The organism is Polaromonas sp. P4_F9, assembly GCF_056401235.1.
Map to the genome: position 1 here is coordinate 45,802 of NZ_JBFUJT010000029.1, position 17,877 is coordinate 63,678.

The window sequence follows — 17,877 nt, forward strand, 5'->3', positions numbered from 1 at the left end:
TACTTATTATAAAGTGCAAAACACTGAGATCCGGCGGAGGCGAACTTCCTTACCATCTGCTCATGAATCAGATTTCTTCTACGGAAAGCGAAGGCACCACTTCTCACCTCGCCATTCAGCGAAATTCCTCGATGCATGGCCTGCGTTGCATCTGCTGCGGGCATAACTATCCAGTGCAGGATTTGCCAACAGGCTGTCCGCGCTGTGCGGGCAACGGTACCCCGGCCAGTTTGGAAGCTGTGTATGGCGCGTTGCCTAAAACGCTTCAGACCGCGAGCTCAGGTTATAAGTGGGGCGCCTGGCTGCCATACACGCATGGCATTTCGCTGGCTGAAGGCAACACGCCTTGCCTTGACCTTCCCCGGCTGGCGCGAGAGCTTGGCATCCGCCAGCTGACAGCCAAGCACGAAGGGATGAACCCAACGGGCTCGCACAAGGATCGTATGTCCGCTCAGGGCATCAGCCGGGCGCTGGATGTCGGTGCGCAGACCGTCGTGCTGGCCTCCAGCGGCAACGCCGCAGTTTCGGCTGCCGCTTATTGTGCGGCCGCCGGCCTTCGCTGCGAGGTCGCCACGTATGGCGACATGCCCGAGCCCTATGCCCGAGCCCTCTATCGCTTTGGGGCAAAGCGCCTCGTATTCGAGAGAAGTTTTGACCGTTGGGAGCATGTGCGCCAGCAGGTCGAGCGTGAAGGCGCGTTCGCACTTACCAACTACAGTGTTCCCGCTGTTGGTAGCCCGGTATTCGGCGTGGAAGGTTACCGCGCTGTAGCGCTGGAGTGCGTTGCCGACGGCTGCCTGCCCGATCACGTCCTGGTTCCGACTTCACGAGGCGACCTGCTTTGGGGCCTGTACAGCGGGCTGCGCGATTTGCTGGCTGCCGGTCTCATCCCGCACATGCCCAGGCTTTGGGCGGTTGAACCTTTTCCACGCCTCAGCTTCGTGCTGGCGGGCGCTTCGCTTCAATCGGAGTTTGTGGGGCAAACCGCGCAGTTTTCGATTGCTGGCAGCACAGTCACGCTTCAGCAAAAGCTTGCGGTCGAGCAGTCCGGCGGCGGGGTCGTCGTCATGAACGACGTCGACGCTGCCAAAGGCGTTTCTCAGCTAGCGGCCCAGGGCTTGTGGGTTGAGCTATGTGCTGGCTCTTGTTTTAGCGCGCTGGCAAGCCTTTGCAAGCAGGGCCAGATATTGCCTTCTGATCATGCCTTGCTGCTGCTAACCGCCAAGGGCGATCGTGACACCTTCGATGTTACGTGTTGATTCGATTTCCCTCACCTTTCAAAAGGAGTTTTCATGCTAACCCGATCGCTTCAGGCCCTTCTTCTTGCATGCACATTGCTGGGCGTCAGCGCCCACGCCACCTATCCTGACAAACCCATCCGCCTCATCGTGCCTTGGGCTGCCGGTGGCAGCACAGATGCTATTGCCCGAGCAGTCGCGCAGCGCATGAGCGAGACCATGGGCCAGAGCGTCGTGGTGGACAACCGCTCGGGCGCGTCCGGACGTATCGGCACGGAAGCTGCGGCCAAATCCCTGCCCGATGGCTACACGATCGCCATCGTTGAATTGCCCCACGCCATAGCGCCAGCTGTATTCATCAAGATGCCATATGACCTGCTGCGTGATTTCACGCCCATCTCGATGCTGGGCACTTCGCCGCTGATGCTATTCGTCAACGCATCGCAATATAAAACCGGGGACATCAAGGGTTTTCTTAAAAACGGCCGAGTCAGCGCAGCGCCGTTGGCATTTGCGAACAGTGGCAGCGGCTCCATCAGCCATCTCTCCGCTGAGTTGTTCGGGAGTGCAACGCACATGAAAATCAATTCCATCCCGTACCGGGGCTCCGCGCCGGCCCTGATTGACGTGTCCGCGGGATTGGTCACCGGCCATTTCTCGACACTCGCAAGCGGCACTCCATTGCTGGCATCTGGCAAGATTTCGGCGCTGATGGTGACGGGTTCATCTCGCTTTGCCGGCATGCCCGACGTGCCAACCGCCGCGGAGGCAGGTATCGCCGGCATGCAGTTTAACCAGTGGTGGGCATTGGTGGTGCCCGCTACGACGCCAATCGAGATAGTGCAGCGGCTTAATAAAGAGGCTATCGCAGCGCTGGCGCATCCGACAACACGCGAGCGACTCAACACGCTGGGCATTGAGCTCAAGGGCTCCAGCTCCAATGAGTTGCGCACCTTTATGCGCAGTGAAGTTGAGCATTGGGCCGATGTCGTGCGCAAGGCCGGAATCAGTCCGGAGTAGACCTCAACAGGACCGCCAAGAGTCGGTCTCGTTGCTGAGCTGCGGTTGAACCCATTTAAATCCTCCAAAGCCAGCTTCAAGACCACGGCAAATGCCAAGCAGGACGAATACATGGAAGAGCTCCCAATTCTGATGGTCAGGAGGAGCAACCATGACGCGATTTCACACGTTGGTGCCGTGGCTCCGCAACGGGTGTGCGTTATGCGACATCGGTGCGCATTGACGACGTGACGGTGGCCACCGTGATGGGTGCCGATGGGCATGGCCGTTCACTGTTTTCCTGGCCGCAGTGCCGACGACTGTTGCGCGGCGAGCTGTTCCTTTTGAGCAGAACCAACCCGGCGTCGTTCGACAGCCGTTACTTCGGCCCCATCCGTGTATCGGATGTGATTGGCAGTGCGCAGCCACTGTGGACCTGGAGTGCGCCATGAAGATGTCTTTTATCGTGCAGATGTCCTGTCGCCTGCGTGCAGCGATCGCTGCACTGGCGTTGCCGATCGGGCAGCTTGGCACGCTTGGCGTGCGGCTGGCGCGCAGTCGGAGCCCGAACCTCAGGGAACCGGTGAAGACAGAGGGCAAGATAAAAGGGCCGGTACGTGCCCGGCCGCTAAGCCAGTCTGTGCGTGGGGTTGGCGCGGCACGGCGGCTTGCAGCCTGTGTGCCGCGACTGAGCACAAACCCGCAGGGCATCAGGGTTAGTCACGTGTCGCCTTTGATGCGGTTCGCTGCATTGCGCTGGAGCTTGTGCCATGGCCTCACGTGATGATGACCGTTTCAGGGTCAAGCCAGGTGCGCCCAAGGGCGGTGCTGGCGCGGGTAACGGACAACGTGACTCGCCACGAAGGCGTACGGCTGCAACCGAGGGACTGGCGACGCGTGCGGTCCGCCCAACAGACGTAAAGAGGAAGCCTTCGGCGGCAAGCTGTTCGCAGGCGGCCGTCACGGTTGTTCGCGAAACCCAAGGTCTGCCGCAAGGGCTCGTGTAGATGGCGCGCGTGCGCCTTCGGGGAGCGTGCCGTCGGCGATCTGCGCTCGCAAAAACTCGTATACATAGCGCCCCGTGCCAGGTGGACCCGGATCGTGTCCAGAAGATGAAGAAAACTGGCCCGTACAAAATGAAAAAACCGGTCCTTCCTATTGGCCGGCTTTTTGCCAAAGTTGTGAACTCTGCTTACTTTCTCCGAACGAAATCGATGTATATCCCTTCTCATTTTGCTGAAAACAGGCCTGACCAACTGCAGCGCATCATCCGTGCACATCCTCTGGGCGCGCTTGTCACCCAAGGAACTGCCGGCCTGGATGCCGACCATATTCCTTTTGAGTTCGATCCCGATCCAGGGCCTCACGGCCTGCTTAGTGCACATGTCGCCCGTGCAAACCCTTTGTGGCAACGATGTCCCAGCGGTAGCGAGGTTATGGTGATCTTTCAGAGCGCACAGGCATATATTTCGCCCAACTGGTAGCGCTCCTTAATTTGGAATATTGCTCCGGGCCGAGGCATCGTAGGAAAACGTAATCCCATCCGACGAAATGGAAGGCCTGTTGACCATGAACTGCCCAAAAGAAGCGTTCTAGGGCGTTCCTGACTCAGGTTACAGCACTGAAGATGCTCAAGGTTACTGCCGTCGGCCAATACCCATGATTCCCAATCCGTGCGAGACCCGCGCATTGACCTTAGTCATGTGCCGGCCGAATCGGAGGAAAGCATGTCAGGTATTGAAGAACCGGGTGCAACGATGACCACCTGGCGAACGCGCAGCATTGGTGATCATCATTCGGCCAAAGAGAAGCCTGTTTGGTCATGAGCTGCCCCAAAAGGCAGTTTTGGGGTAGTAGTGACGCTCGTTACTCCGCTGGACATGGTCAACGTTACTGCCGTCAGCCAGCGCGCTTGGGTATCAATCCTTTCAAACTTCGATGCCGACTGATGTGGTGTGTCAGGCGACATGAAAGACTGGCCGCTGTGCTGGCTTTGAAAATCAAGCCAATGACCGTCCACGGGAGTCGGTCAACTCCAGTTGGACTATTCGAGCGCGGCTTTGGCGAAGTTGAGAAGGTCGAGGATTGGGACTGATGTCACCGCACGAATCGCTTTCCGGAAATCGGGCACCAACGTGCATTCGACCACCAGAATGCCGACATCATTGAAGATGCCATGTTCGGCGAATGCCTTGGACAGCCTCGCAGCGAGCTGCTGTGCCATGCGTTCTTTGGTCCAGCCGCTTGACGTCTCGGAGGCGTACGGGTCCAGGGGCCATTTGGCCCAGTCAGACAAGAGTGGCGCCAAGCGTTAGCCGTTCCTGCTACAGGTTCCGCCGTCAGACTCGCTTGACAAGTACGGTACATAGAAATATACTAGGTATATCTAGATGATCAATAGCAGCCGGCTGGATGCTACAGCGAGGAACGAACGTTGGAAAAACACCCGGGCGCAGCTTGTTACAGCCGTCGAATCGCGCGCAAGCGCGATTCGATCTATCACTACTTACGCGAGGAGATTTAATGAAGCGCTTTTGGTTTGCATTGGGAGTAACCACTGTGGCCAAAAATCGCACTTTGGCTGTCGGGCTCAGGCACAAGTTCGGACAGGCAACTTCGAAGCTCCTAGCATGCCGATCTGGAGAGCTTCGACCACGCTTTTTCTCGATGCGCGCTCCCTAGCTGCAAGGAGCGCTTTTTGACGACCACACCTATGACCTCGCCGGGAACTACGACGCTATGACCGACACTGCAATTGAACTTGCTCACTTCGTGAGCGGCACGACATCAAGCGACGTCCCTTCGGCCGTCCTCCGACGCACTGCGCTAAATGTGCTGGACACGATAGCGTCCGCTGCCGGCGGATATGCCACAAAAAACGCGAGCGAAATGCGATCATCGGCCGCCGCCATTTTTGGCGGAGGTCAAAGCGGAATCTGGTTCTCTGGCTCGAGGACTCATAGAGCGGCTGCCATCCTGGCCAACTGCGCCGCAGCAAGTGCGCTCGATATCGACGATGGCCACCGGGGCGCCAGCGGCCATGCGGGCGCGTCCATCGTACCGGCAGTGTTACAGGCTTGCTGCGAATCGGAGCGCGAGGTAAGTGCTCGGGAGTTACTCGTCGCTTGCGCGATCGGCTATGACATCGCGTGCCGGATCGCTGCTTCACGGCTGCGAGGCATGGTTAAGACGTACTCTTCCGGACGCTGGGTGGGCTATGGCGTAGCCGCTGCGCTCGGATGGCTGGAACGGCTCTCGCCGGAAACAATCGCGCACGCGATGACCATTGCAGGGGTGGAGGCGCCCGAGAATCTTCCGGCCGGCTCATACCGCCGCATGAGCAGTGTGAAAGGCGGCAGTCCGTGGTCGACATTGACTGCCATGGTCGCTCTGGAGCGCGCAAAGGCGGGCGCCGAAGGACCGTTGGACAGTTTGGATCGCGCCGATGTGTTTGACGTGAGTTTGATGAAGCGCGGGCTCGGACAACATTGGGAAATCGCGCATACCTACCTCAAGCCCTATGCTTCATGCCGGTACGCTCATGCCGCCACAGATGCGGTGCTGGCGCTGGTCGCAGGCGAATCGCTATGTGCCGCTGATATCGATGAAGTGATCGTTGAAGTCTTCCCGGAGGCATTTACGATCACCAACGAGACGTCGCCGCAGACTTTGGAGGGGGCACAGTTCAGCATTCCTTTTAACGTCGCTGTCGCGGCGCTGCACGGTGCCGCGGCGTTTCGCCCGATGCGATCCGAGCTGTTGCACGACCCAGAAGTGCTCGCCCTGTCGAGCAAGATCCGGCTCCAGGAATGCGAGGAATTCCGCATTGCGTTTCCCAGATTCACGCCTTCACGCGTGAAGCTCAATGTCAAAGGCGAATGGCACGTGGAAATGGTCACGCACCCGCTGGGCGACGTAGACAACTCAATGTCGTGGATACAGGTCGAACAAAAATTCCGCGACTTGACGGCGCGCGCCGATGCGCCGATGCGCGCTCAGAGTGATCGCATTATCCAAGCCTGCAGCGCAATAGCCGAAGACTTTGATCGGCCCGCAACTGAGCTGCTAATTGAGCTCAATTGAACCAGTAAGAGGTGAGCGCTCACGACATGGACCGCAACCGGATTGAAACCGCACAATGAACCGAAAAAACTGTCTCAGCGCAGGGAGCGATGCATGACAAACAACTCACGCGACGACCTCGAGGCGCTGATCCGCCGAGCCGGCCTGTCGCTTTCGCTGACGCAGATCGGGCAGATCCATGAAGCCTGGGCGCTGGTGGAGCCGATGCTCGACCGCATTCGCGGTCCTGGCCGCGATCGCTCCGCCGAGCCCGCGCAGATCTTTCGCGCCAATGCGTATGTGCAGCGCTCCAACGATACGGAAACCGCCTGATGCAGACACCCACAATCGCTGAAGCCGCCGCCTTAATCGCCGCGCGGAAGCTCTCGCCAGTGGAGCTGGTGGAACACTGTCTCTCCCGTATCGAAGCGCTCGATGGCGCCCTGCACAGCTTCATCGCAGTCACCCCCGAGCGAGCACGTGACGACGCCAAGGCCGCCGAAGGCCGCATGATGGCCGGCACTTTGCGCGGCAAGCTCGATGGCATCCCGATTGCCCACAAGGACATCTATGGCACTCGGGGGATCGCCACGACGGCGCATTCCAAACTGCTCAAAGACTGGGTGCCGACAGAGGATGCCCACATTGTGGCGCGATTGGCCGAAGCCGGCACATCGATGCTGGGTAAGCTCGCCACACATGAATTCGCCCTAGGCGGCCCGTCCTTCGACCTGCCATGGCCGCCGGCCCGCAACCCCTGGAATACCGATCATTTCACATCCGGCTCGTCCAGCGGGACTGCAGTGGCCATAGCAGGCGGGCTGATTCTCGGCGGCACCGGCACGGATACGGGCGGATCAGTCCGCGCACCTGCCTCTTTTTGCGGCATCGCCGGCATCAAGCCGACCTATGGGTTATGCAGCCGACGCGGCATTCTGCCGTTGGCCTTCTCGCTCGATCACGCAGGACCGATGGCCTGGACTGTCGAGGACTGCGCGCTCATTCTGCAGGCGATAGCGGGCTATGACGAAGCCGATCCCGCCAGCGTCAATCGGCAGGTACCCGATTACAGCGCCGGCATCGGCCGCGACGTGAAGGGCCTGCGCATCGGAGTGGTAACCAACTGGCACGAGATCGACAACCGGGTGAGCCCCGCCGTTCAGAACGGGATCGAGGACGCTCTAGCAATCTGGCGCGCCCAAGGGGCAGAGATCGTCGAACTCGCGATGCCGTCCTTGTACGAGTATCAGGCGGCGAGCTTCGTGATCATGACCAGTGAGGCGTTCTGCCTGCATGAGCCCTGGATGCGCACCCGCTTCAGCGAGTACGGCGAATTGCTGCGCGATCGCCTGGTGATGGGCGCGCTGATGACCAGCGCCGACTATGTGCAGTCGCTGCGCCGTCGCCACGAACTGTGTGCCATCACGGCCAAAAACGCTGCGGACGTGGATGTGCTCGTCACCGCCGGTGGCTCCGGCGAGGCGCCGCGCATCGACAGCGTGCCGAAGTGGGGCGGCCTGTCGAATCCCGGCTTCTACGACCCGTTCAACATTACTGGATGGCCAGCGATGTGCGTCTGCTCTGGCTTTGGCGAAGGGGGGCTGCCGGTAGCGGTGCAGATCGCCGCCAAGCCGTTTCAAGAGACTCTGCTGCTCCAGGTTGCGGATGCGTTCGAAAAGGCGACCGACTACCGTGCCCGTCGCCCCTCCGTAGACGCTGCGCCAGGCGATAGGGCAAGGGCTTTGCTGAATTCGGACTGCAGTAATGCGATCTTGGAGGCCTGACCAACTGGTTCGCGAACTGGACTCGGGCGCGGTTGCGCTGCCCCGGCCACCCTCGCCCAGTCATCCTCACACGACCGGCTATGAATCGGCAGGCACCTTCCGCCTGCCGATGCAGCCTTATGCGTGAACGCTGACTACAACTCAACATCGACGTTGTGGGATTCGCCGAGGTCTCGGTCCAGATCCGCGCTTGCAAGCTGTCGCCCGAAGCTTGTACGCAAGAGGCGATTGAAATCTCGCACAGGCTGCTGTCGCGATCTAAGAATTCACAGGCGCCTCAGACGTAGAACTGGACGTCCTGCGCCTGTTTCGGTGGCGCGACGAACAGATCCCCCTTCAACCTGTTGTCCGCCGCGCTGAAAATCGGTGCTTCGGGGTCGTTGTTGATCGCCACAATCCACCTTGAAGTGCTTCATGCCCGTCGGGGCGGAATCGCGCTTCTGATGGAATTGGTGACCTCATGCAGCAGAGACCGTCGCGATCGGCTGCTCGTAGCGGGCTTCTTCCTTATAGCCGTGCGAGGTGGCAACAAGGACCACGCGGGCTTCGCGCGATATGGTTCCCGCCCGCACAAGCGTTTTCAGGCCACTCAGAGCTGAGGCGCTGGAGAGTTCCAGATAGAGGCCCGCATGGGCTAGCTCGATCTGGTCCCGGAGGACCTCTCTTTCGTCAACTGAGGCGGCTGTGCCTGCGGTGATCCTCAATGCTTCCGTTGCCTGAAAGGTCACAGTCGAACCACCGAGCGAGACCAGCGCCGAGCTGCCCGGAAAGCTTTCGCGCACGTCGGCGCCGCCTAGCACGCGCGTCATGCGCGGGAACGGCTCGACCGCATGCACCTTCGGGACTTTGGAGATCAGGCCGGCCTTTTGGAGATCGCGGTATCCCTTCGCGACCCCCCACAGGACATCTCCGCGCGAAGTCGGCACGAGAATGTCGGTCGGTTGACCGCCTTGACTCTGGCCGAAGAGCTCGAAAGCGATCGCCCGGTAGCCATCGACCCCGAACGGGTTGCTCCCAACCGGAGGCGTGAGGTAGTTGGTCGCGGGATACCACGCCCCGGCCCGCGATTTGCGGGCGACGAGGTGCCATCGCTCTTCGGCGGTCTCCGTGGCGATCAATTCGGCCCCATGCATATCAACCGCGCGGCGCCAGTTCGCATTCATCTCCGGCGTGGTCACGATCACGCACTTCAGCCCGGCATGCGCGGCATAGGCCGCCAGCGAAACACCCGCATTGCCGCTGGACGCGGCCACTACAGTAGTTGCTCCCACTTCCCTGGCCCGCTGAACCACAAGCGCACTCATCCGGTCCTTGTGAGATCCGGTCGGATTGGCGCCTTCGTATTTCGCGGAGAGGCTGCGCACTCCGATCTGCTCTGCGAGGTGGGGAAGCGCGACCAGCGGAGTCCGCCCCTCGCCGAGAAATGGGCCGCCCGGATAAGCCAGCCACGCTTCCGGGCGGAGAGGATCGAACGTTCCGAAAGCGGCTTCATAGTAGGGCGCGACGCTCGCAGGGAAGCCTGCCGCCAGGCATTCCGGACACCCCTCAAAGTACTCCCCGATGGGATGCATCATGCTGCAACGGATGCAGCGCATGCCCGTCATGTGCGGATTGAGCGATGTCTTGCGCATGGTCATGCCCGCTCCACCTCCAGAGCGACGTCCTTCATTAGCCCATAAAGGCAGTCGCCGCGCTTGGTTAGCGTCGGAAAACGGCGGCAGGCGACTAGCCCGGAAGCGGGGAAGAACAGAGAAAGAGGCGGCTCGGTCGGGTGCTCGATCGAGTGCAGGTATCCTGCATGCTGGCCCGCCGATACGTCCTCGCCTATGGCCACTGACGGCTCGAACAGGCCGTCCGCATCTGCGTAGAGGAAATAGTCCCGTCCCGGCACTTCCGTCATCCGGGTGGGGGGGGCTTCTTCAAGCACATCGTCCGGGCGTATTCCGAGATGACTAAGAAGGCGCCGGACGCCCGAACGGGCAAGATCCGTTCCCATTTTCTGGAGCGTGGCGCCCCCGCCAAGCTCGGCGGTGATCACAGGCACGCCCAGCTGCTCGGCGGCTGCGGGCAAGGTGGTGTTGCCACCACCGCCCTTTCCGTCAGTGAGGTAGCTCACCGGCGCGCCGAAGACGCGCATAAGCTCCACGAGGCGTTTGTGTCGATCCCGATCTGTGGAGGGGCGAATAAGAGCGCAGGGGAAATACTCGAGCGAGCGCCCTCCGGAATGGAGGTCGACCACAAGATCCGCCATCGGCAGAATCACTTCCGTAACGTAGTGCGCGATCATCTCGGTCGCCGTGCCGTGTGCCTTTCCCGGATACACGCGATTGAGATTGCCCTCATCGATCGGTGAGACTCGACGACCTGCTTCGACGGCAGGGAAGTTGAGCGCCGGGAGGATGATGATCCTGCCCTTGATCTCCGCCGCCTCAATCGAGCGGGCAAGGTCGAGAAGGGCGATCTGTCCCTCGTACTCGTCGCCGTGGGTGCCGGCGATGAGCACGGCGGTCGGTCCGGCGCCGTTCCTGATGCAGACAACGGGTATCGGTATCCAGCCATAGGCGGAAAGGTCGGTGGAGATCGGAAGCCGCAAGGCCCCGGCCTGCTTGCCGTCCAGCTCGAAATCGATGGGCGACCAAATGCGCGTTGGTGTTGACATGTCGTGAGAACTTGAAGAAGGGTCTAACGGATGACCGGGAGCGTTTCCGGCGAAAGCGCGCTCAGGAAGTCGATCCCATCGTCGCGCACGTAGATCACCTCCTCGAACTGGAAGACCGCGCCATCGCGTTCGAGCTTCGGCTCGATGTGCAGGATCATGCCGGGGCGGATCACCTCCTTGTCGCTGGACGAGAGCGACGGTGGCTCGGTGACATCCATCCCGCCCCCATGCCCGATTCGCGAGACCATGCCGTAGAGCTCTCCCGGCTTCATTTCGGCCCACATCTTGGTGAAATTCGCGTAGACGTCGGCGCAAGTCATGCCTGCGCGCACCGAGCGGCAAAGCGCGTGCGTCAATTCGCGCATCACCGTGTAGGTCTGGCGCTCCCACTGCTCCGGCTCGCCAGCCCGCGCCGTGCGGTTGCGGTCCGCCGGATAGCCACCATAGGTAGCCCGGAAGTCGGTCCACACATAATGACCTGGCTCCAGCCGCCGCGTTCCCGGAGGCCGCCCATACGCGAAGTCGCCCTTGCTGAACAGCATGGCGATTTGGTCGGCGCTTTCCGCCCCGTTGAGGAAGATCTGGGCCTGCATGCGCTGGTAGAGCTCGAACTCGGGCATGCCGAGGCGTGCCTCTGCAATGGTGCGGTCGAAGGCATCGTTCACGATGGCGAACGCGGTGCGCTTCAACTCGGCCTCAAAAGGCGACTTGATGAGGCGAACGCTCCAAAGCGTCCGTACGGCGCTCTCCAACTTGCCGCCCGCGGACAGGCTTCGCAGCGCATCGACCAGTTCCAGTGAGCCGAGGCCTGCCATGTCCTGGCCATAGTCGAGGGAAATCCTGGGAACGATTCCTTTGGAGGTCGTCCGGACGGTCTCGGACAGCAACGCAACCGCTTCCGATAGGTAGCCGTCGTAGTACTGCGCGGTGAAGGCGCGCTGTTTCAGGCGCACATTCTTGGCTTCCGCCAAGCTGCCGAAGAGAACGAGATCGGTGGCAGTGATCAATGCGAAGACCGGCCTTGCTTTGTAGGCCCACGAGAGGGTGTAGAAGTCAGTGAAATACTGGATGTTCTTCTTGTCCGAAAGAACAATTGCATCCAGCCGATCTTGCTCCATCGCCTTGCGGATGTTCTTCAATCGCGCTTCAAGTTCAGCGGCAGGAACGTCTGGAGCGGGCGATCGGGGGCCGGTGATCAGCCCTGAAACGGCGGTCGAGGCGGTCATGCGGAACGCTCCATCCGAGTGATGCTCTCGGCGGGCAGATTGATTAAGCAAGCGAGTCGTCTTTCCATCATGGGTCCTCCTTGGGAGGTCGGGCGCCAATTGCCTGACCAGATATACCTAGTATGTCATGGTGCGCCATGCTTGTCAACTCCTCCATAGCGATGAAGCAAGACCCGTCGGGTCTGGGTTTACATGGCTCTTGCCGGTGCCCGGACCGACCACCAGCACGGTGTGTGCGCCTGCTCGGCGAACGCGTTCACGAGCTTGGATCGTGTTCTGACGCGCTGCTCCGGCGCCGATGTGGTGCCGAGCGCAGCTAGGCTTGCGAGTGGCTATGCGGTCGGTGTGAGCAGCTGATAGCGTTCCAGCCCAAGAAGGCTCTATCCAGCTCGGCCCGCGGCAAGCGCCGACAACTGTAGATGCCCGTGACCGACTAGCGGCCAAGCCGCAGTGGCCTTGCCGTCTAACAAGACTCTATCGGCGACATTTGTCTGCGAAGCCAAGCGCGAGCGCTTGACGCGCAGCCGCTGAGGTTGGTACGGCGAAAAATGTTCAAGGCGCGCCGCTTTCCAATCCAGCGATGAACTTCCTTTCATACTTTGATCCTATCGACCGTTGATTGGGCTGCTGCGAATATCACGAACGCGCCGAATGCGAGGCCGTTCGAAGCACCGCCCGTCCCGACGGTTGTCAGTCAGATTTTGCTATACTAGGTATATCATGCGCCTCGTGCAACCGAGGAACGATGAAAAGACCACTGGCACAAAACTGCGGAGCTTCTTTTTGACCAAGAAAACTTTCACTCTCAATGGCTCATCCCTCCACGAAGGTGTGAGAGCGGAGATATGCAGGCGCATTGCTGCGGGGATCTACAAGCCCGATGAAGCAATTGCGTCCACCGCGCAGCTCGGCGAGGAATTCGACGTCAGCCCCATCACGGTAAAGCGGGCTGTGCGCGATCTGCAGTCCGCCGGCGTGCTCACCTCCATACCCGGTAAGGGAGTCTTTGTGAATGAGCAGCGCCGCTTTGTCCGGGAACTGGACGTCTGGATGTCCTCATTGGACAACGCGCGCCGGCTCGGTTTCGAGGCGACGATGGAGCTGATCTCGATCACCAAAGAGAAGATCACCGACCCGAGCCTGGGCATCTTCAATCCGCCGGACGGGGCGCATCTCTGCGTGCGCAAGATCATCTACGCTGACGGCACGCCAATCATGTACGACTCGACCTATGTGCCGACCCATGTTCCCGATGCGATCGCCGACGAGTTCAGCGAACGGTTTGTCATCGCCGCGCTGCGGCGTCACAAGATCGAAGTGACGAACATGAGAATAATCATTGATGCATCTCCGGCCTCGCTCGGCGCCCAAAAGGTGTTCTCAATCCCGAACGGCTATCCGATGCTGCGACGCCTCTATCATGGAAAGACCAACAAGCCCGGCATCGCCATCACAGGCGTGGTTGAATCGCCCTTTGACCGACTCGCCTGCTCAGTCAATTTTACCGCTGAGATGCTCGCCGGGATGGGCCAGCCCTCATGAGCGCCCGCTCCGTGCGCTTTGTTCCGGTTAAAACAACCGAGCAGCAAAGCACATTAACGGGTTACCGGGCCCGGGCTCTGGTCGGGCGGCAGCGCAGGGTGGCGGCAAACGCGCTGCGGGCGCCGGCTTATTCCACGGGCGATCTCGTCACCGCCTTGATCGAGCGTACCCGCCGCTTCCTCGGTCAGAACCTGCATTAGCACGCAGACTTAGGCATGACCCGACCCAGCTTCCCCGATGTGCTGAGCCATCACCTCAAGGCTCAGTGCTTTTCCCGCTCACCGGAGGCGCGCTTAATTGCCGCGAATGCGCTCACGGATACGATTGGCTGCATCTTTGCAGGGTCGACTGACTCTGTCGTGCGCGGCGCCTGCCGAAGCCTCGGCATACCCTACGTGGCAGGGCAACTTGTCTGGCCTGGCCGTAGCGTCCTCCCCGAAAGCGCAGCACTTGTCAATGCCACCGCCGCGCACGCACTGGAATTCGATGATCACGAAACTCTAGGCGTCACTCATCCAAGTGCAGTGTTGGTGCCTGCGCTGTTGTCGCTCGCCCAAGACGTCGATTGTCGGGGTGTCGATCTCCTCGATGCATATATTGCTGGATTCGAGACCATCAACGGCCTCGGTGCGGTGCTCAATCCGCGCCACTACGCAAGCGGGTGGCATTCCACCTCCACCATAGCCGCGCTAGGAGCGTCAGTAGCGTGTTCGATATTGATCGGTAACAACCCGGAAACGACGGGCCATGCATTTGGAATCTGCTGCAGTCTTGCTGGCGGCACGCGTGCCCAATTTGGCAGCATGACCAAACCGTTGCATGCGGGCTTTGCCGCGCATGCGGCGGTGCGGTCGGCCGCCATGGCCAAAGCAGGCATCAACGCATCTTGTGACGCCTTCGACGGGCCCTTCGGTCTGATGCAGCTGATGAGCGGCGAGTTAAGTGAATTGGAGAGCGAGCGGGAATTCATTTTTCCCCCCATTGAGGACCATGGCCCTCTTGTGAAGCCCTACCCATCCTGCGCCGCAACACATCGCACCGTTGATGCCATCTGTGATCTGATGCGATCGCACGGGCTGGGGCCTGAGCACGTCGCAGAAATCACCACCGAAATCCCAGCAGTCGCGGCGAGCGCCCTGATTAATGGGTATCCCACCAATGCGTATCAGGCGCGTTTCTCAATGTCCTATTGCGCCGCAGCGGCTGTCGAAGGCGGCGGGCTCACCCTGGCAGACTTCACGCCGGAAGCGGTTTGCCGCTCCGCCGTTCGGCTGCGGGCGGATAGGGTTCGGCTAACGTCCTACATTGCCGAAGGCAATCCATTTGCGTCGGGAAACTACAGGGTTCGCACCGCCATCCTCACGAAATCCGGCGATAAGCTGCTAGACGAGCGGCTCCATGCCCGAGGGTCGAAGCAGAATCCCCTGTCCTCGGAAGGGCGCTTCGCGAAGTTCGCGGACTGCTTGGCGGCAAGTGGCGGTGAGGAGAGGGCCTCTAAGTTATTCGAGGCTGTCTCGCATGCCGCGATGCAAGCGAATGTGTGCACGCTGACAAGCCTCTTGCGTTAGCCAAAGAACACACTCGCCACTTTTTGGATTTCCTACTTTGCAACTATGCCAATGCTATGGCGATAAGAATGCTTATCGCTATAGCTACTCCTGCTGACCTTCTAGACTTACGCCACGACCAACTCGAGGGGGCTGGAGTAGGCCATGATGGGAAACCAAGGCGCGAGCCAAGCGCCGTTGTTCTGACCTGCCCCCTACCGGCTTACCAACTGAACTGAGGAAGTCCGGGATTGCAAGGTTAATCGATCTGTGTGGTGGTTGATGTGGATTGAGCTGCATCGCCAGCGCGCTGGCGATGCAGCTCGGCGAATCGAGCCGGTGGGATGCGCCCCAGGCTGCTGTTGGGCCTGACCTCGTAGTAGTCCTGCCGCCAGGCTGTGGCAGCGGTCCTGGCGTAGCGTAGCGTCTCGAACCATTGGTCATTCAGGCACTCGTCCCTGAACTTGCCGTTGAAGCTCTCGCTGTAGCCGTTCTGCATGGGTCGGCCTGGCTCGATCAGGATGTGCCGCGCGCCGTCGCACTGGCACGGCTGGGAGGGGGCAGGTCAGACCGACAGATCGTCCGACGTAAGCCCAACAAATGGAGCTGCACATGCGAAAAGCCACAAACGCCGGATGATGAGAAATCTGCAGATCGCCTTTTGAGATGCCTCAAGTCCTGCAGCTGTTGCCCGTGTCCAGGTCCCTCCTGGGATCAAGGGATTTCGGAGGTGAGGGCCGTCTATCCCGCCGGAATCAAGCTGTTGGCGCGCACGGTTGCTTGGCGTAAAGCCGACATTGATGCACTGTAATAGTCCGACGGACACCGTTATTGACGAGCTGCCTTTGGGCAGTCAGATGTCCATGACGTAGCGCAGCATTGCAAACTGGACGCGCCAACCGGTGCCGCCTTCGCAATCGACAGTGGCCGTGCCTTGGTTGATGCGGGTGATGGCTCCCACCTGGGGCTGCAGATATTTGTCGGTGAACGAGACCTTGTCACCGCGGCGGAAGTCATCTGGCCCAGGCTTTTGTACTGGTGTTTGATTGGTAGTGGGTGTTGGGCTTTCGACCCGTTCGCTGGTTTCTCCTGGGTCGATGGCTGCATAGGACAGCTTCCATTGGGAACGAGACCGTCTTCGTGCACGGTCACCTGGTCCGCCAGAATACTTGTCGTCCCGATAGAGCTTGAATTCTTCAGTTCAGGCCTCGTGGATCGAGGAGCGATGCCGTCGACCATTTGGGCACGAAGGCCGGCGCGCGAAGTGCCTCGTCCAAAATCCAGGGCCCTGGCGCCGCCTGCTTGTACAAAGGGGCGACGGTTGGGACAACCAAGTCGTTCGATACGAAAAGCATTCAAGGACAGTACGGCGGCAAAGCTGCTGGCCGGAAAGGTGCCGCGGTGGACGTTTGCAGCGAGAGAGATCGGACTGAGTGTCCAGGCGCTCGAGCGCTGGAGTTCGAGGTGCTTACCAAGTCGGCGCGCGAGCGGGTGTGTGAAGTTGAACTTCGGTTTTCAGTTGGATGATGTTGCGCCGCATGTGCGCCTGGTGGCGCTGGATCAAAGGCAACCCTGAGGGTCTCCACGATGGCCTTGTGCCACAGGCAAAATGCGCTCGCCATCGAGCCCGTGGTCGATGAGGTCAGACAGCAGGGAGCGCACGCGTCGCTTCGGTGGAGCCCCTGCGGCGGGTGGTAGCTTAACGAGCCGCCAACCGTTCAATCCCCGATTTGATGCCGATCCATTCGTCGGAATGATCTCGCTTTCACTGAAAACGTAGTAGTGCCGTCTCGGGGTAAACCCCATCTTGCCACACTAGGTATACCTAGTATGATATTGACATCCATCCGTCAATCAGGCTCTGATGACGGAGGAAACCTACAGTGGGATGGGCTAGCGCCTGCTTCACTCACTTCAAGCAAAGGACCCGAAATGGCTTTCCTCTCCAAGATTTATGTGTCAGCCCTGATGCTCATCGGCCTGGCAGCTGCAGCTCCTCAAGCGGCTCAATCCCAGCCGATCAAAGACCGCGTTCTCAAAGAAGGCCGCATCACGATCGGAATTCACAACCAAGTGCCGTGGGGCTTCAAGACGGAGACCGGCGAAGTGGCCGGTTTCCACCCCGACATGATCAAGGCCGTGCTCGGACCTCTTGGAGTCAACAAGGTCGAGTTCGTGATAGCAGAATGGCCTGCAATGATTCCAAGCCTGGTTGCAAGACGAGTCGATGTCCTTGCTTCCGGTCTGGCAATCAACCGGGTACGATGTGAGCAGGTCATTTTCAGCGATCCTGATCTCGCCATTGTGGACGGAGTGCTTGTGAAGAAGGGCAATCCGCTCAAAATTCATAGCTACGCGGATATTGCCGCCAATCCGAAGATTCAGGTGGGCGGTTCGCGCGGGAGCTCAAGCGTGGAAAATGCAGTTAAGGCTGGCGTGGCGAAGTCCCAGCTCCAGATGTTCCCGGGCGTGGAAGCCGGAGTTAGCGCGCTTCTCGGCGGTCGCGTCGATGCGGGAAGCTACTCGTCGGCGACGGTGATTGCGGTGATCAAAGACCCCAAGATCACTGGCATCGAGCGCGCCACACCGTTCAAGGGATTCGTCGAAAACGGCCGTGAAGTCGCAAACTATGCGGCGATTGCCTTCCGGCCCGAGGACACGGCACTTCGCGACCTCTACAACGAGAGTCTGAGGAAGGCAAAAGCAGATGGCACGGTCGAAAAGATCATGGAAAAATATGGTTTTACCTCAGCCGAAGCCGCGCCGATGGGGATGACTGCGCGCGACGTCTGCCAGGATAAGTATCGCTGAACCGCTGAC

General features: G+C 60.1%; 15 protein-coding genes and 2 pseudogenes. 12 read left to right on the forward strand and 5 right to left on the reverse strand.

Going from position 1 to position 17,877, the window contains the following annotated elements; all coding sequences use genetic code 11:
• Positions 1-62 precede the first annotated feature (62 nt).
• The 5 genes and pseudogenes from AC1DUB_RS21690 to AC1DUB_RS21710 form a co-directional block, all read left to right on the forward strand.
• The gene (locus AC1DUB_RS21690; protein WP_477731254.1) at positions 63-1,259 is read left to right on the forward strand and encodes a threonine synthase; all 1,197 of its coding nucleotides are present in this window, start codon (positions 63-65) and stop codon (positions 1,257-1,259) included.
• A 33-nt stretch (positions 1,260-1,292) separates the two neighbouring features.
• Entirely contained in the window at positions 1,293-2,258 is a 966-nt protein-coding gene (locus AC1DUB_RS21695; RefSeq protein ID WP_477731255.1) for a tripartite tricarboxylate transporter substrate binding protein, read from the forward strand.
• A gap of 194 nt (positions 2,259-2,452) precedes the next feature.
• Positions 2,453-2,689, forward strand: coding sequence for a S26 family signal peptidase (locus AC1DUB_RS21700; RefSeq protein WP_477731256.1), 237 nt, complete (start codon positions 2,453-2,455; stop codon positions 2,687-2,689).
• Positions 2,686-3,021 carry a hypothetical protein gene (locus AC1DUB_RS21705; RefSeq protein ID WP_477731257.1) on the forward strand — a complete coding sequence of 112 codons (336 nt, stop codon included), beginning with the start codon at positions 2,686-2,688 and terminating at the stop codon, positions 3,019-3,021. Before AC1DUB_RS21700 ends, AC1DUB_RS21705 begins: the two co-directional genes overlap by 4 nt.
• Positions 3,022-3,451: 430 nt before the next feature.
• Positions 3,452-3,718, forward strand: a pseudogene (locus tag AC1DUB_RS21710) (FMN-binding negative transcriptional regulator); the annotation flags it as partial.
• Positions 3,719-4,281: 563 nt separating this feature from the next.
• Here AC1DUB_RS21710 and AC1DUB_RS21715 read toward each other — a convergent pair.
• Complete coding sequence (locus AC1DUB_RS21715; protein WP_477731258.1) at positions 4,282-4,533, reverse strand: hypothetical protein; 252 nt, start codon at positions 4,531-4,533, stop codon at positions 4,282-4,284.
• 443 nt (positions 4,534-4,976) lie between these two features.
• On the opposite strand from AC1DUB_RS21715, the gene AC1DUB_RS21720 reads away from it, so the two are divergent.
• From AC1DUB_RS21720 to AC1DUB_RS21730, 3 genes are all read left to right on the forward strand, one after another.
• Entirely contained in the window at positions 4,977-6,320 is a 1,344-nt protein-coding gene (locus AC1DUB_RS21720) for an MmgE/PrpD family protein (RefSeq protein WP_477731259.1), read from the forward strand.
• 93 nt (positions 6,321-6,413) lie between these two features.
• The gene (locus tag AC1DUB_RS21725; RefSeq protein ID WP_477731260.1) at positions 6,414-6,632 is read left to right on the forward strand and encodes a hypothetical protein; all 219 of its coding nucleotides are present in this window, start codon (positions 6,414-6,416) and stop codon (positions 6,630-6,632) included.
• The gene (locus AC1DUB_RS21730; protein ID WP_477731261.1) at positions 6,632-8,083 is read left to right on the forward strand and encodes an amidase; all 1,452 of its coding nucleotides are present in this window, start codon (positions 6,632-6,634) and stop codon (positions 8,081-8,083) included. Before AC1DUB_RS21725 ends, AC1DUB_RS21730 begins: the two co-directional genes overlap by 1 nt.
• 458 nt (positions 8,084-8,541) lie before the next feature.
• Here the strand turns inward: AC1DUB_RS21730 and AC1DUB_RS21735 are convergent, their stop codons facing one another.
• Genes AC1DUB_RS21735 through AC1DUB_RS21745 form a run of 3 tightly spaced genes read right to left on the reverse strand, consistent with a single transcriptional unit; the run spans position 8,542 to position 11,968 of the window.
• On the reverse strand, positions 8,542-9,720 hold the full coding sequence (locus tag AC1DUB_RS21735; protein WP_477731262.1) for a pyridoxal-phosphate dependent enzyme: 1,179 nt from the start codon (positions 9,718-9,720) through the stop codon (positions 8,542-8,544).
• On the reverse strand, positions 9,717-10,742 hold the full coding sequence (locus tag AC1DUB_RS21740; protein WP_477731263.1) for a succinylglutamate desuccinylase/aspartoacylase family protein: 1,026 nt from the start codon (positions 10,740-10,742) through the stop codon (positions 9,717-9,719). The genes AC1DUB_RS21735 and AC1DUB_RS21740 overlap by 4 nt, the downstream gene beginning before the upstream one ends.
• Before the next feature lie 23 nt (positions 10,743-10,765).
• Positions 10,766-11,968, reverse strand: coding sequence for a M24 family metallopeptidase (locus tag AC1DUB_RS21745; protein ID WP_477731264.1), 1,203 nt, complete (start codon positions 11,966-11,968; stop codon positions 10,766-10,768).
• Positions 11,969-12,751: 783 nt separating this feature from the next.
• Here AC1DUB_RS21745 and AC1DUB_RS21750 point away from each other — a divergent pair.
• The 3 genes from AC1DUB_RS21750 to AC1DUB_RS21760 are packed head-to-tail and all read left to right on the forward strand — an operon-like array spanning position 12,752 to position 15,078.
• The gene (locus AC1DUB_RS21750; RefSeq protein ID WP_477731265.1) at positions 12,752-13,510 is read left to right on the forward strand and encodes a GntR family transcriptional regulator; all 759 of its coding nucleotides are present in this window, start codon (positions 12,752-12,754) and stop codon (positions 13,508-13,510) included.
• On the forward strand, positions 13,507-13,710 hold the full coding sequence (locus AC1DUB_RS21755) for a hypothetical protein (RefSeq protein WP_477731266.1): 204 nt from the start codon (positions 13,507-13,509) through the stop codon (positions 13,708-13,710). The genes AC1DUB_RS21750 and AC1DUB_RS21755 overlap by 4 nt, the downstream gene beginning before the upstream one ends.
• 15 nt (positions 13,711-13,725) lie before the next feature.
• Entirely contained in the window at positions 13,726-15,078 is a 1,353-nt protein-coding gene (locus tag AC1DUB_RS21760) for an MmgE/PrpD family protein (protein ID WP_477731267.1), read from the forward strand.
• 238 nt (positions 15,079-15,316) lie between these two features.
• On the opposite strand, the pseudogene AC1DUB_RS21765 reads toward AC1DUB_RS21760, so the two are convergent.
• A pseudogene (locus AC1DUB_RS21765) lies at positions 15,317-15,592 on the reverse strand (integrase core domain-containing protein); the annotation flags it as partial.
• 1,397 nt (positions 15,593-16,989) lie between these two features.
• On the opposite strand from AC1DUB_RS21765, the gene ehuB reads away from it, so the two are divergent.
• A complete protein-coding gene (gene ehuB / locus AC1DUB_RS21770) occupies positions 16,990-17,868 on the forward strand; it encodes an ectoine/hydroxyectoine ABC transporter substrate-binding protein EhuB (RefSeq protein ID WP_477731268.1) in 879 nt (292 codons plus the stop codon).
• Positions 17,869-17,877 lie beyond the last annotated feature (9 nt).